Origin of the sequence: Stella humosa, from assembly GCF_006738645.1 — a bacterium.
In the GTDB taxonomy this organism is placed as follows: domain Bacteria; phylum Pseudomonadota; class Alphaproteobacteria; order ATCC43930; family Allostellaceae; genus Allostella; species Allostella humosa.
Genome location: NZ_AP019700.1, coordinates 4,877,277 through 4,890,762, shown reverse-complemented (window position 1 = coordinate 4,890,762; position 13,486 = coordinate 4,877,277). Strand labels below are relative to the sequence as shown.

Below are 13,486 nucleotides of genomic sequence, written 5' to 3'. Positions count from 1 at the left end.
CTGTAGGCTGACGCTGTTAAGAGGCGCTCACGCCGTAGCTGGGAAGAGGCGACTACCAATGGGCCGACCGAAGAACGTGCTGCTGATCGTGGTCGATCAGTGGCGCGGCGATCATCTCGCATGCCTTGGAATGGACAACCTGCACACGCCGAACCTGGATCGGCTGTGTCGAGAAGGGGTGACCTTCCGCAATCACTTCACCCAGACCGCCCCCTGCGGCCCGGCGCGAGCCTCGCTGCTGACCGGCCTCTATCAGATGAACCACCGGGCGGTGCAGAACACTATCCCGCTGGATGATCGCCACGACACGCTGGGCCGCGCCCTGCGGCGTGCCGGCTACGATCCGGCGCTGGTGGGTTACACCACCACGACGCCCGACCCACGCACCACCACGGCCGACGACCCGCGCTTCAAGATCTTGGGCGACCTGATGGACGGGTTCCGCTCGGTCGGCCCCTTCGAGCCGGCGATGGACGGCTATTTCGGCTGGGTCGCCGGCAAGGGCTTCGAGGCGCCGAAGAATCGCACCGACATCTGGATGCCCGAGGGCGACGACGCCGTGCCCGGCCCGACCGCCCGCCCGTCGCGCATCCCGGCCGAGTTCAGCGACACGTCCTACTTCACCGACCGCGGCCTCACCTACCTGAAGGGCCGGCGCGACGGGAACTGGTTCCTCCATCTGGGCTACTACCGGCCGCACCCGCAGTTCATAGCGCCGGCACCCTACAATGCGATGTACGACGCGGCCGACATGCCATCCCCGGTGCGCGCCGCCACGCCCGAGGCCGAGGCCGCCCAGCACCCGCTGCTCGATTTCTACGTCAAGCACATCGCCAAGGGTGGCTTCTTCCAGAACGCCAAGGGCCTCGCCAAGGACATGACGGACGCGGAGGTGCGGCAGATGCGGGCCGCCTATCGCGGCCTGATGAGCGAGGTGGACGAGCATCTGGGCCGCGTCTTCGCCTTCCTGGAGGAGACCGGGCAGTGGGATGACACGCTGATCATCTTCACCTGCGACCATGGCGAGCAGCTCGGCGACCATCACATGCTGGGCAAGATCGGCTATTTCGACGAGAGCTTCCGCATCCCGATGATCCTGCGCGACCCATCGCCCGAGGCGGACGGCACGCGCGGCACCATCGTCGACGACTTCAGCGAGACGATCGACACCTTCCCCACCATCATGGAATGGCTGGGGGCGCCGATCCCGCGCCAGTGCGACGGCCGCAGCCTGCTGCCCTTCGCCCATTCCGGTCGCCCGGCCGACTGGCGCACCGAGGTCCACTACGAGTTCGATTTCCGCGACATCTTCTACTCGCAGCCGGAAACCGCGCTCGGCCTGCACATGGACGAGTGCTCGCTCTCGGTCGTGCAGGACCATGACTACAAGTACGTCCACTTCCCGGCGCTGCCGCCGCTCTTCTTCGACCTGAAGCGCGATCCCGGCCAGTTCGAGAACCGGGCGGAGGATCCGGAGTACGCCGTCCGCATGGGCGAGTACGCGCGCAAGATGCTGAACTGGCGCATGCGTTATGCCGAGCGGACGCTGACCCACTACCGCGCCACGCCCAAGGGGCTCGAGAAGCGGCCTCACGGCTGAGCGGCGGAAGACCCAAGGACAGCAGAACAGGGAGAGATGACGATGACCGGGTTCACTCGTCGCGGCCTGCTGAAAGCAGGCGTTGCCGGCGGCGCGCTTGCCGCCGGCGGTCAATTGGCGGTCGGTCGGATGGCCTTCGCCCAGGCGGACACGCGGCCGTCGATCACGGTGGCGGTCCAGCAGGTGGTGAATTCCAACACGCTGGAGCCGCTGCGCGAGCAGTCGAACGTCGGCTATCGCATCACGCCCTGCTTCCTGGAATCGCTGATCGAGCAGGACCTCCAGCGCAACTTGGAGGATATTCCGGGTTTGGCGACGGAGTGGCGGCGGATCGACGACCGCACGGTCGAGCTGACGCTGCGCCGCGGCGTGAAGTTCCACAATGGCGACGAGATGACGGCCGAGGACGTGGCCTTCACCTTCGGGCCGGAGCGGATGTTCGGCAAGCCGGGGGCGGCGGCCGACCAGAAGCTGTTCACCGGCGTCGTCGCCGGCGATACCAAGGACCTGCCGCCGGAAGTGATGGCGGTCGCCCGCCGCTTCTGGCCGTCGCTGGACCGCGTCGAGGCGGTCGACAAGTACACGGTCCGCTTCGTCAACAAGCAGCCGGACGTGACGCTGGAAGGCCGCATCGGCCGGGCGGCCGGGCAGATCATCTCGCGCCGCGCCTTCATGGAATCGAAGAACTGGCTGGAATGGGCGCGCAAGCCCATCGGGACGGGTCCCTACCGGATCGTCGAGTTCCGCCCCGACGTGTCGCTGACGCTGGAGGCGTTCGACGAGTACTGGGGCGGCCGCCCGCCGATCAAGCAGCTCCGCTTCGTCGTCGTGCCGGAAGTGGCCAGCCGCATCAACGGCCTCTTCTCGGGCCAGTACGACTTCGCCACCGACATCCCGCCCGACCAGGTGCCGGAGGTGACGAAGAACCCGCGCTTCGAAGTCTCGGGCGGGCTCGTCACCAACCATCGCCTGACCTGCTTCGACAAGAACCACCCGGAACTGCGCGACCCGCGGGTGCGCCGCGCCTTCACCCATGCGATCGACCGCCAGCTCATCGTCGATTCGCTGTGGGGCGGCCGGACGCGGGTGCCCAAGGGCCTGCAGTGGGAATTCTACGGCCAGATGTTCATCGACGACTGGAACGTCCCGGCCTACGACCCGGCCGAGGCCAAGAAGCTGCTGCGCGAGGCGGGCTACAAGGGTGGCGTCATCCCCTATCGCCTGCTGAACAACTACTACCCGAACCAGACCGCGACCGGGCAGATCCTGACCGAGATGTGGCGCCAGGTCGGCCTCAACGTCGAAATCCAGATGAAGGAGAACTTCTCCCAGGTCTTCGACCGTGGCTCGCCGCGCGGCGTGCGCGACTGGTCGAACAGCGCCCTCTACAACGATCCGCTGTCCTCGCTGGTCAACCAGCATGGACCCAAGGGCCAGCAGCAGCAGATCGGCGAGTGGTCAAACGACGAGATGAACAAGCTCTCGGTCGAGCTTGAGACGTCGACCGACCGCGCCAAGCGGCGGCAGATGTTCCGCCGCATGCTGGAAATCTGCGAGCGTGACGATCCCGCCTACACGGTGCTGCACCAGACGGCGATCTTCACGGCCAAGCGCAAGGATATTGCGTGGAAGGCCGCTCCATCCTTTGCGATGGACTTCCGCTCGCATAATTTCAAGATGAACAAGATCTAAGGGGAGGGGACCCGACATGACCCGATTTACCCGACGCGCCGTCCTCAAGGCCGGCGTCGCCGCCGGCGCGCTGGCGGGCGGCGCCACCGGCCTGCTGCCGCGCATCGCCGCCGCCCAGGCCGACAATCGCCCGTCGATCACGGTCGCCGTCCAGCAGATCGTCAACGCCAACACGCTGGAGCCGCTGCGCGAGCAGTCGAACGTAGGCACCCGCATCATGACCAGCATCTTCGAATCGCTGATCGAGCAGGACCTGCAGAAGGATCTTGAATCGATTCCGGGCCTGGCCACGGAATGGAAGCGGCTGGACGACCGCACGGTCGAGCTGAAGCTGCGCCAGGGCGCCAAGTTCCACAATGGCGACGAGGTGACGGCCGACGACGTGGTCTTCAGCTTCGGCCCGGAGCGCATGTTCGGCAAGGCCGGCGCGCCCGAGCAGAAGCTGTTCACCAGCGTCGTTCCCGGCGACACCAAGGACCTGCCGCCCGAGGTGCCCGCGGTCGCCAAGCGCCTGTGGCCGGCGCTGGAGCGCATCGAGGCGGTCGACAAGTACACCGTGCGCTTCGTCAACAAGGTGCCAGACGTGACGCTGGAGGGCCGCATTGCCCGCGGTGGCTCGCAGATCATCTCGCGCCGTGCCTTCAACGAGGCGAAGAGCTGGCTCGAGTGGGCGCGTGCGCCCGTCGGCACCGGTCCCTACAAGGTGACCGAGTTCCGGCCCGACACTTCGCTGACCCTGACCGCCTTCGACGACTACTGGGGCGACCGGCCGCCGGTGAAGCAGATCCGCCTGGTGGTGGTGCCCGAGGCCGCCAGCCGCATCAACGGCCTGCTGTCCGGCCAGTACGACTTCGCCTGCGACATCCCGCCCGACCAGATCGTCGAGATCGAGCGCAATCCGCGCTACGAAGTGGCCGGCGGCCTCATCACCAACCATCGCATCATCTGCTTCGACAAGGCCCATCCGGAGCTGAAGGACCCGCGCGTGCGCCTGGCCATGTGCCATGCCATCGACCGGCAGCTCATCGTCGAAGCGCTGTGGGCAGGCCGCACGCGCGTGCCCAAGGGCCTGCAGTGGGAATTCTACGGTGACATGTTCCACGGCGACTGGTCGGTGCCGGCCTACAATCCGGACCTGGCCAAGAAGCTGCTGCGCGAGGCCGGCTACAAGGGCGGGGTCATCCCGTACCGCGTGCTGAACAACTACTATGCGGGCCAGAACTCGACGGCCCAGGTGCTGAGCGAGATGTGGCGCGCCGTCGGCATCAACGTCGAGATCCAGATGAAGGAAAACTGGAGCCAGATCTTCGACCGCAACAGCCCGCGCGGCGTGCGCGACTGGTCGAACAGCGCGCCCTTCAACGACCCGGTCTCGTCCATCGTCAACCAGCATGGCCCCAAGGGCCAGCAGCAGCAGATCGGCGAGTGGACCAACGACGAGATGAACAAGCTCTCGGTCGAACTGGAAACCTCGACCGACCGGCCCAAGCGCAAGCAGATGTTCCGTCGCATGCTGGAGATCTGCGAGCGGGAAGACCCGGCCTACACGGTGCTGCACCAGACGGCCGTCTTCACCGCCAAGCGCAAGGACATCGCCTGGAAGCCGGCGCCGTCCTTCGCCATGGACTTCCGTGCCCGCAACTTCAAGCTGACGCGGGGCTGAAGCCTTCATGGAAACGCTGGTGTCGATCCGGGGGCTGACGGTCGATTTCGACCTCGGCACCCGGGTCGTGCGCGTCCTGCACGGGGTCGACCTGACCATCGGCAAGGGACAGGCGATCGGGCTGGTCGGGGAATCGGGTTCCGGCAAGAGCGTGACTTGGCTGGCCGCCCTCGGCCTGCTGGGGCCGCGCGCCCATGTCGGCGGCTCGGTCCAACTGGCCGGCCAGTCGCTGCTGGGCGGCCCGCCAGCCGTGCTGGAGGCGGTGCGCGGGCGGCGCGTGGCGATGATCTTCCAGGATCCCGCCAGCGCGCTGAACCCGGTGCACCGCATCGGCCGCCAGATCGGCGAGGCGCTCCGGCTGCATCGCGGCCTGGAAGGGGCGGCGGCCAAGGCGGAGTCCAAGCGCCTGCTGGAGCGGGTCGGCATCGCCGATGCCGCGCGGCGGCTGGACGACTATCCTCACCAGCTTTCGGGCGGCACCAACCAGCGCGTCATGATCGCCATGGCCCTGGCGGGCGAGCCCGACATGCTGGTGGCCGACGAGCCGACGACCGCGCTCGACGCCACCATCCAGGCGCAGATCCTCGACCTGCTGCGCGAGCTGCGGCGCGACGGCGGCATGTCGATGGTGCTGATTAGCCACGACCTCGGCGTCGTCGCCGAGAACAGCGACCGCATCGCCGTCATGTATGCCGGCCGCATCGTCGAGGAGGCGCCGACGGCCGAGCTGTTCGCGTCGCCGCGCCATCCCTATACCAGCGGCCTGCTGGCGGCCCTGCCCGATCTCGACGGGCCGCGCCGGCGGCTGGTCGCCATTCCCGGCACCGTGCCGGAACCGTCGCGCCTGCCGCCCGGCTGCGCCTTCGCGCCGCGCTGCCCGCAGGCGATTGCCGCCTGCACGGCCGGCGTGCCGCCGCTCGTGCATGTCGGCACCGACCATCGCGCGGCCTGTATCCGCGTCCAGACTGCGGTGGCAGCATGAACCAGCCAACCTCTCCGTTGCTCCAGGGCCCCCCGCTGCTCCAAGTCCGCGACCTCGCGCGCAGCTTCCAGGTCCGTCGCGCCGGCGGCTGGTTTGGCAAGCCGGCCACGCTGCACGCCGTCGACGGCGTCTCCTTCGACCTCCGCCCCGGCCGCACGCTGGGGCTGGTCGGCGAATCCGGCTGCGGCAAGACTACCACCGCGCGCCTCGTGCTGGGCATGCTGACGCCGACCGGCGGCACCGTGCGCTTCGAGGGCGAGGCGGTGCCGGCCCCGGGCACCGCCGCCTGGCGGCGCATGCGCCGGCGCATGCAGATGGTCTTCCAGGACCCGCTGGGCGCGCTCGACCGCCGCATCCCGGTGGGCGTCCAGGTGATGGAGCCCCTGCAGATCCATGGCATCGGCGCCGGCGCCGACCGGCGCAGCCGGGCGCTGGAGCTGCTGGATGCCGTGGGCCTGGGCTCGTCCTTCTTCGCCCGCTACCCGCACGAACTGTCGGGCGGGCAGCGCCAGCGCATCGTGCTGGCGCGCGCCCTCATCCTGGAGCCGTCGCTGCTGGTCTGCGACGAGCCGATCTCGGCCCTGGACGTGTCGATCCAGGCGCAGGTCATCAACCTGCTGCTCGACCTCCAGGCCAAGTTCGACCTCGCGTTCCTCTTCATCAGCCACGACCTCAAGGTCGTGCGGCAGGTCTGCCACGAAGTGGCGGTCATGTATCTGGGCCGCATCGTCGAGCAGGGCGACCCCGACCAGCTACTGATCGACCCGGCGCACCCCTATACCCAGGCCCTGGTGTCGGCCATCCCGGTGGCGGCGGCCGCCCGGCGCCGGCCGCGCCTCATCCTCAAGGGGGATCCGCCGAACCCGGTCGACCGCCCGGCCGGCTGTGCCTTCCATCCGCGCTGCCCGGCGGCGACCGCCCGCTGCCTGGTCGACACGCCCGTCCTGAAGCCGCTGCCCAACGGCCGCCTCGTCGCCTGCCACGTCGCCCATGGCGAGGCGGATTCGCCTCGGATTGCGGCATAGGAGAGCGCCCATGCTCCGCTATCTCTCGACCCGGCTGGTGCGGGCGCTGCTCACCATCTGCTTCGTCGTCACCTTCGCTTTCATCATCCTTCGCCTGTCGGGCGACCCGGCCCTGCTGATCCTGTCGCCGGACGCCCCGCCCGAGGCGATCGAGGCGTTCCGCAAGTCCTGGGGCCTCGACCGCCCGGTCTGGGAACAGTACTTCCACTATTTCGCGGCCATCGCCGAGGGCAACCTCGGCCGCTCCATGCGCGACGGCCGCCCGGCCCTGGAACTGGTGCTGGAGCGCGTGCCCGCCACCCTGGCGCTCACCATCCCGGCCCTCATCCTCAAGATCGGCATCGGCATCCCGGCCGGCATCTATGCCGCGCTCCACCGCAACAAGCTGGCCGACCGCCTGACCATGCTGTTCTCGGTCGCGGGCTTCACGGTGCCGAGCTTCGTGCTGGGCCTGCTGCTGGTGCTGCTGTTCTCGGTCAATCTCGGCTGGCTGCCGTCCGGTGGCCAGGATAGCTGGGTCCACGGCATCCTGCCGGTCATCACGCTGGGCACGGCTGGTGCGGCCGTGCTGGCCCGGTTCACCCGCAGCGCCATGCTGGAGGTGCTGGGCCAGCCCTACATCCGCACGGCATCCGCCAAGGGCCTGCCCTGGCGACGCGTCATCATCGACCACGCGCTGCCAAATGCCGCCATCCCGACCGTCACCATCGTCGGCTTCATGGTCGGCAGCCTGGTGGCGGGCGCGGTGGTGGTGGAAAGCGTCTTCAGTTGGCCCGGCGTCGGGCGGCTGCTGGTCATCGCGGTCGCCAACCGTGACCTGGCGGTGGTGCAGACGATCCTGCTGTTCGTCGCCGCCACGATGGTGTGTGCCAACCTGACCGTGGACATGCTCTATGGTTGGATCGATCCGCGGCTGCGTACGCGCCGCGTCGCCGGAGCGGGGTGAGCCATGGCGATCGTGACCGACAACCGCGGGCCGGACGAAGACGCCGTCACCCGCGAACGCAACCAGGCGCCGGCTGAGGTGTCCGCCAAGCGGGCGCCGCGCGGCCGCGTGGCGCGCTTCTTCGAGGCATGGCCGCCCTCGGTGCTGCTGGCGCTGGGCTGGATCGTGGCCATGCTGGTCATCGCCACCTTCGTCGAACTGCTGGCCGGCTACGCCTATACCGCGATGGACCTGCGCGCCCGCCTGTCGCCGCCGGTGATGTGGGGCGGCGACGTGCGCCACCTGCTGGGCACCGACGAGCTGGGCCGGGACGTGCTGTCGCGGCTTCTCTACTCCATCCGCATGAGCCTGCTGATCGCCTTCTTCGGCACCCTGATCGCGGCAGCACTCGGCACCTTCCTCGGCATCCTGGCCGCGCATTTCCGCGGCTGGGTCGAGGACATCGTGCTGATGATGATCGACTTCCAGGCGTCGATGCCCTTCCTCATCATCGCGCTCGCCGTGCTGGCCTTCTTCGGCAACTCGCTCATCCTCTTCATCTGCCTGATGGGCTTCCATGGCTGGGAGCGCTACGCCCGCATCTCGCGCGGGCTAGCGATCTCCGCCAACGAGCAGGGCTATGCCGGCGCGGTGCGGCAACTGGGGGCGCCCGCCTGGCGCATCTATGGCCGCCACATCCTGCCCAACATCGCGTCCACCCTGATCGTCAGCATGACGCTGGCCTTCCCCGAGACGATCCTGCTCGAATCCGGCCTGTCGTTCCTGGGCCTGGGCGTGCAGCCGCCGCTCACCTCGCTCGGCAACATGGTCGGCTACGGGCGCGAATACATCACGCGGGCGCCCTGGATCATGCTGGCCCCCAGCATCGTCATCATCCTGACGACGCTGTCGATCAGCATCGTCGGCGACTGGCTGCGTGACCGCCTCGACCCCACCCTCAAGTGAAGCTGGCACCAGGACCGACATGACCATCAAGACCGAGATCGCGTCGCACCGCGGCGGCGCGCTGGTATGGCCCGAGAACAGCCCGACCGCCTTTCGCAACACCGCGAAGCTGGCGGTCGAGCAGGTCGAGTTCGACGTGCACCCGACGACCGACGGCCGCCTGGCGGTGTTCCACGACCCGGTCCTGGAACGCACGTCGGACGGCACCGGCCCGATCGGCGCGAAGAGCTGGGCCGAGCTGCAGCAGATCACGCTGAAGGGCACGGACGGCGAGCGCATGCTGGCGCTGGAGGATGTCGTCGGCATCTTCCGCGGCACGCCGGTCAAGCTGCGGCTGGAGATCAAGCCGGATCACGACCGCCGCCCGTACCCGCAGACGCCGGCCATGGTGGCGGCCGTGCTGAAGGCCGAGGGCGCGCTGGCCGACACGACGGTCACCAGCTTCCAGGTCGAGACGCTGGTGGCACTGCGCCGCCATGTCGATCCCAAGGGCACGATCTGGATCCTGTCGAACTATGTGATGACCGATGTCGGCATCGCCGGCGCGATTGCCACCGCCAGGCTGCATGGCGTGCCGGCCCTGTCGGTCCATCGCACCATGCTGACGGCCGACGTGGTAAAGGCCGCGCGCGACGCCGGGCTCGGCATCGGCGGCTTCGCCGTGAACGAGGAGGAGGACATCCGCCGCATGTTCGCGCTGGAGGTCGACGTCTTCACCACCGACCGGCCCGACCGGGCGCTGGCGATCCGCGATTCGTTGCGCTAGGGAATAGGCCCCTTCCACTCGACCGGCCCCGGCCTACGGGGCCGGCCACGGGTACCCATGTCCCAGAACAGCTGGGTGGGCGCGCTCGGCGCCACCTTCTCGATCCAGGTCTCGATCTCGTTCCTGTCGAGCGCGATCGCCGTATGCGCGCCAATGATCACGGCCGCGGCCGGCGTCCCGGTCGAGCGCATCGGCTATGTCTCTGCGCTCTCGACCGTAGCCAGCATGTGGTACCTGATGAGCTGCGGGCCGCTGCTTGGGCAGTTCGGCCCCTTGCGCCTGCTCCAGGTCGGGCTGTCGCTGGCGGCCGTGTCGATGCTGCTCGTCACCGTCGGCACCTGGCCGGCGGTGCTGGCATCGGCCATCTTTTTCGGCCTGGGCTATGGGCCGGTGCCGCCGGCCAGCAGCGACATCCTGGCCCGCCATACCCCATCGGAGCGGCGGGGGCTGGCCTTCTCGCTGAAGCAGTCGGGCGTGCCGGTGGGCCAGGCGATCGGCGGCTTCGTCATCCCCGTGGTGGCGGTCGCGCTCGATTGGCGCTGGGCCTTGGCGCTGTCGGCTGGCCTCGCCCTGGCGATCGTGCTGTCGATCCAACCGCTGCGCGGCCGGTTCGACGCAGGACGCTCGGATGCCGGCCTGCGCCGGCTGCCCTATGGCCACATCTTCAACCCCGCCAACTTCGTGCAGCCCTACCGGACCGTCCGCCAGGTGCGCAACATGGCGCTCCTGACCTATGCCGGCTTCTGCCTGGCCTGCGCCCAGGGCAGTCTCTTCTCGTTCTACGTGCCCTATTTCACGGCCGACCTCGGCTTCGCGGTGACGGCGGCGGGCACCGCCTACGGCTTCCTGCAGATGGCGGGCGCGGTCGGCCGCATCTCGGCTGGCTGGCTGGCCGACCGCACCTCGGCGATCGGCACGCTGATGCTGCTGGCGGCGACCGGCTGCGGCGCGCTGGTGCTGACCGCCAGCCTGTCGCCCACGCTGGCCTGGTGGACGATCCTGGCGGCGGCCGCCCTGACCGGCATCTCGGCGGTGAGCTGGAACGGCGTCTACCTGGCAGAGGTCGCGCGCATCGCGCCGGCAGGCAAGGTGGGTGAGACGACCTCGGCCTCGAGCTTCTTCACCTTCATCGGCTATGCCGCCGGCCCGGCCGCCTTCTCCATCCTGGTGGAGGTGACCGGGCGCTACGACATCGTCTTCCTCATCTTCGCGACCTTGCCCGCGACCGCGATCCTGGCCCTGCTGCTGGCGCGCCGCCGCAGCCGCGGGCAGCCGTCATAGGCGATCGAGCTTCAGACCGTCATCCACCCACCCGGTCATCCCGCCGATCATGATCTTGACCGGCCGGCCAAGGCGGGCCAGGCGCAAGGCCGCTTTGTCCGCGCCGTTGCAGTGGGGCCCCGCGCAATAGACGACGAACAGCGTCTCGGCCGGCCATGCGGCCATGCGGGCCTGGTCGATCTCGCGATGGGGCAGGTTGGTGGCACCCGGCACATGGCTGGCCGCGTAGAGGGCCGCCGTGCGCACGTCCAGCAGCACGAAATCCGCCGCGCCGTCCCGCATCGACGCATGGACGTCCCAGCAGTCGGTCTCGACCGACAGCTTGCGGCTGAAATGGGCAACCGCGTCCGCGGCCGATGCCGCCGCCGTTTCCGATACCACGCTCATGTCTCGTTCCTCCGCTGCGGGGCCATCCGTCGGCCCTGAAGCGGAAGATGCCGCCGATCGCCCTTGCCGGAAACTGGCAGGATCGCCGATTATCGCAAACATGTCGCCAAAGCCATCCGCCAACCCCAATGTCGCGGTCGTCGCCTATGACGGCCTCTGCACCTTCGAGTTCGGCATCGCAGTCGAGGTGTTCGGCCTGCCGCGGCCCGAGATGGGCGATGGCTGGTATCGCTTCCAGGTTTGCGCGGCGGAACCCGGGCCGATCCGCGCCGTCGGCGGCATCCGGGTCGAAGCCGATTGCGGGCTGGAGCCGCTGGCCCAGGCCGGCACGGTCATCGTCCCAGGCTGGCGCGGTGCCCGCGAACGGCCGCCGCCGCCCTCGTCGATGCCCTGCGCGCGGCCCATGCGAACGGCGCCCGGCTGGTGTCGCTCTGTTCCGGCGTCTTCGTGCTGGCGGCGACGGGGCTGCTCGACGGCCGGCGGGCGACCACGCACTGGCGCTACCTGCCGGTCCTGGCCGAACTGCATCCGGCCATCCGCATCGAGCCGGACGTCCTCTATGTCGACGAGGGCGACCTGCTGACGGCGGCCGGCAGTGCCGCCGGCATCGACCTCTGCGTCCATATCGTCCGCCGCGACCACGGGTCCCGCGCGGCCAATCAGGTGGCCCGCCGGCTCGTCCTGCCGCCGCACCGCGAGGGCGGCCAGGCCCAGTATGTCGAGCGGCCGGTGCCGCGGCATGAGGGGCAGCGTCTGGCGGGCCTGCTCGATGCCCTGCGCCGCCGCTTGGCCCAGCCGCTGTCGGTGCCGCAGCTTGCGGTCGAGGCGGGGATGAGCGAGCGCACCTTCCTGCGCCGCTTCGCCGAGGCGACGGGGATGACGCCGGGCGACTGGCTGGTGGCCGAGCGGCTGGCCCATGCCCGCACGCTGCTGGAGGAAACCGGCCTGTCGGTGGAGCAGGTCGCGACCGAATGCGGCTTCGGCGCGGCGGCCACCCTGCGCCACCATTTCAGCGGCCGGCTCGGCATCGGGCCGCGGGCCTATCGCGCGCGCTTCCGCCTGCCCGACGCAGCCCCGCCGCCGACCCCGGGCCGCCATAAAGTCGCCGCGGACTCGGTCGAATAGAGGGGCCTCGCCGTCCCCATCTGCCGGGGCGGCTTGTCGCGGAGATCTGGGGAATGTCTGCCTTGTTGACGCGCCGCGCGGCGCTGGTCGGCTCGATGCTCGCGGGTGCCGGTATGGCATTGACGGCGAGGCGCTCGCAGGCGGCGGTCGGCGACGCCACGCAGGCGCGCCTGATCGAGCTGGAGGCCCGCCATGGCGGGCGGCTCGGTGTTTCCGTCCTCGATACCGGCAGTGGCCAGCGGACCGAGCACCGGGCGAACGAGCGGTTCGCGATGTGCAGCACCTTCAAGTTGCTGGCGGCGGCAATGGTGCTGGAGCGCGTCGACCGCAACGAGGAGCGGCTTGACCGGCGCATCCTCTTCGGCTCCTCCGACGTCGTCGACTATTCGCCCGCAACCGGCCCGCGGGCCGGCGGCGAGGGCATGACGATGGGCGAGGTATGCGAGGCGGCGATGACGCTCAGCGACAACACCGCCGGCAATCTAATGCTGAACAGTTTCGGCGGGCCGGCCGCCGTCACCACCTATGCCCGCGGGCTGGGCGACACCGTCACCCGTCTCGACCGGATGGAGACTGCCCTCAACGAGGCGGCCACCGGCGACCCGCGCGACACGACCAGCCCGGCGGCGATGGTCGACAACCTGGCCCGGCTCACCCTCGGGCCGGCGCTGTCGGAGCCGTCGCGCGCCCAGCTCATCACCTGGATGGTGGCCAACCGCACCGGCGATCGCCGCCTCCGCGCCGGGTTCCCCGACGGCTGGCGCGTGGGTGACAAGACCGGCACCGGGGGGAACGGTACTGCCGCCGACATCGGCGTCGTCTGGCGGCCGGACCGCAGCCCGCTCGTGATTGCGGTCTATTGCGCGGAAGTAACCGCGTCGGCGGAACGCCGCAACGCGCTGTTCGAGCAGGTGGCGCGGGTGATCTCGGCGGTGCCGTGACGCCTTCGGGATGTTGTAGGTGACGTCGATCCTCGTCTCGTTGGCGCCCGCCCTATGCTGCACCGTAGCCTGGCAGTCGATCGAGCCGGGATCGCGCCACACCCGGGTCCCGTCGCGCTGAAGGCGAATTTCA

General features: G+C 69.3%; 12 protein-coding genes. 11 read left to right on the top strand and 1 reads right to left on the bottom strand.

Going from position 1 to position 13,486, the window contains the following annotated elements; genetic code table 11:
- Positions 1-58 precede the first annotated feature (58 nt).
- From pehA to STVA_RS22910, 9 genes are read left to right on the top strand one after another with little or no spacing between them, the layout of a single operon-like run.
- Positions 59-1,600 carry a phosphoric/sulfuric ester hydrolase PehA gene (pehA, locus tag STVA_RS22950; RefSeq protein ID WP_123692457.1) on the top strand — a complete coding sequence of 514 codons (1,542 nt, stop codon included), beginning with the start codon at positions 59-61 and terminating at the stop codon, positions 1,598-1,600.
- Between the two features lie 42 nt (positions 1,601-1,642).
- Positions 1,643-3,292 carry an ABC transporter substrate-binding protein gene (locus STVA_RS22945; RefSeq protein WP_123692931.1) on the top strand — a complete coding sequence of 550 codons (1,650 nt, stop codon included), beginning with the start codon at positions 1,643-1,645 and terminating at the stop codon, positions 3,290-3,292.
- Between the two features lie 16 nt (positions 3,293-3,308).
- On the top strand, positions 3,309-4,955 hold the full coding sequence (locus tag STVA_RS22940; protein ID WP_123692455.1) for an ABC transporter substrate-binding protein: 1,647 nt from the start codon (positions 3,309-3,311) through the stop codon (positions 4,953-4,955).
- A gap of 7 nt (positions 4,956-4,962) precedes the next feature.
- Positions 4,963-5,937, top strand: a complete 975-nt coding sequence (locus STVA_RS22935; protein ID WP_123692453.1) for an ABC transporter ATP-binding protein — start codon at positions 4,963-4,965, stop codon at positions 5,935-5,937.
- Between the two features lie 17 nt (positions 5,938-5,954).
- The gene (locus STVA_RS22930) at positions 5,955-6,962 is read left to right on the top strand and encodes an ABC transporter ATP-binding protein (protein WP_246782842.1); all 1,008 of its coding nucleotides are present in this window, start codon (positions 5,955-5,957) and stop codon (positions 6,960-6,962) included.
- Positions 6,963-6,972: 10 nt separating this feature from the next.
- Entirely contained in the window at positions 6,973-7,908 is a 936-nt protein-coding gene (locus tag STVA_RS22925; protein ID WP_123692449.1) for an ABC transporter permease, read from the top strand.
- Positions 7,909-7,911: 3 nt separating this feature from the next.
- On the top strand, positions 7,912-8,853 hold the full coding sequence (locus STVA_RS22920; RefSeq protein WP_123692447.1) for an ABC transporter permease: 942 nt from the start codon (positions 7,912-7,914) through the stop codon (positions 8,851-8,853).
- Between the two features lie 19 nt (positions 8,854-8,872).
- Positions 8,873-9,619 (top strand): glycerophosphodiester phosphodiesterase, encoded by a 747-nt coding sequence (locus tag STVA_RS22915; protein ID WP_123692445.1) that lies wholly within the window; start codon positions 8,873-8,875, stop codon positions 9,617-9,619.
- A 57-nt stretch (positions 9,620-9,676) separates the two neighbouring features.
- Positions 9,677-10,900, top strand: coding sequence for an MFS transporter (locus STVA_RS22910; RefSeq protein WP_123692443.1), 1,224 nt, complete (start codon positions 9,677-9,679; stop codon positions 10,898-10,900).
- On the opposite strand, the gene STVA_RS22905 is transcribed toward STVA_RS22910, so the two are convergent.
- Entirely contained in the window at positions 10,895-11,287 is a 393-nt protein-coding gene (locus STVA_RS22905) for a rhodanese-like domain-containing protein (RefSeq protein ID WP_123692441.1), read from the bottom strand. The two genes, STVA_RS22910 and STVA_RS22905, sit on opposite strands and share 6 nt — an antisense overlap.
- A 423-nt stretch (positions 11,288-11,710) precedes the next feature.
- Between STVA_RS22905 and STVA_RS22900 the strand changes: the two genes are divergently transcribed.
- Entirely contained in the window at positions 11,711-12,412 is a 702-nt protein-coding gene (locus STVA_RS22900; RefSeq protein WP_338092717.1) for a helix-turn-helix domain-containing protein, read from the top strand.
- A 53-nt stretch (positions 12,413-12,465) separates the two neighbouring features.
- Positions 12,466-13,353 carry a class A beta-lactamase gene (bla, locus tag STVA_RS22895; protein WP_123692437.1) on the top strand — a complete coding sequence of 296 codons (888 nt, stop codon included), beginning with the start codon at positions 12,466-12,468 and terminating at the stop codon, positions 13,351-13,353.
- The last annotated feature ends 133 nt before the right edge of the window (positions 13,354-13,486 follow it).

Excerpts from the sequence above, each read along its gene's own strand:
- STVA_RS22915 (WP_123692445.1), top strand. The coding sequence starts at position 8,873 with ATGACCATCAAGACCGAGATCGCGTCGCACCGCGGCGGCGCGCTGGTA.
- STVA_RS22925 (WP_123692449.1), top strand. The coding sequence starts at position 6,973 with ATGCTCCGCTATCTCTCGACCCGGCTGGTGCGGGCGCTGCTCACCATC.
- STVA_RS22940 (WP_123692455.1), top strand. The coding sequence starts at position 3,309 with ATGACCCGATTTACCCGACGCGCCGTCCTCAAGGCCGGCGTCGCCGCC.
- STVA_RS22945 (WP_123692931.1), top strand. The coding sequence starts at position 1,643 with ATGACCGGGTTCACTCGTCGCGGCCTGCTGAAAGCAGGCGTTGCCGGC.
- STVA_RS22935 (WP_123692453.1), top strand. The coding sequence starts at position 4,963 with ATGGAAACGCTGGTGTCGATCCGGGGGCTGACGGTCGATTTCGACCTC.
- STVA_RS22920 (WP_123692447.1), top strand. The coding sequence starts at position 7,912 with ATGGCGATCGTGACCGACAACCGCGGGCCGGACGAAGACGCCGTCACC.
- bla (WP_123692437.1), top strand. The coding sequence starts at position 12,466 with ATGTCTGCCTTGTTGACGCGCCGCGCGGCGCTGGTCGGCTCGATGCTC.
- STVA_RS22910 (WP_123692443.1), top strand. The coding sequence starts at position 9,677 with ATGTCCCAGAACAGCTGGGTGGGCGCGCTCGGCGCCACCTTCTCGATC.
- STVA_RS22905 (WP_123692441.1), bottom strand. The coding sequence starts at position 11,287 with ATGAGCGTGGTATCGGAAACGGCGGCGGCATCGGCCGCGGACGCGGTT.
- pehA (WP_123692457.1), top strand. The coding sequence starts at position 59 with ATGGGCCGACCGAAGAACGTGCTGCTGATCGTGGTCGATCAGTGGCGC.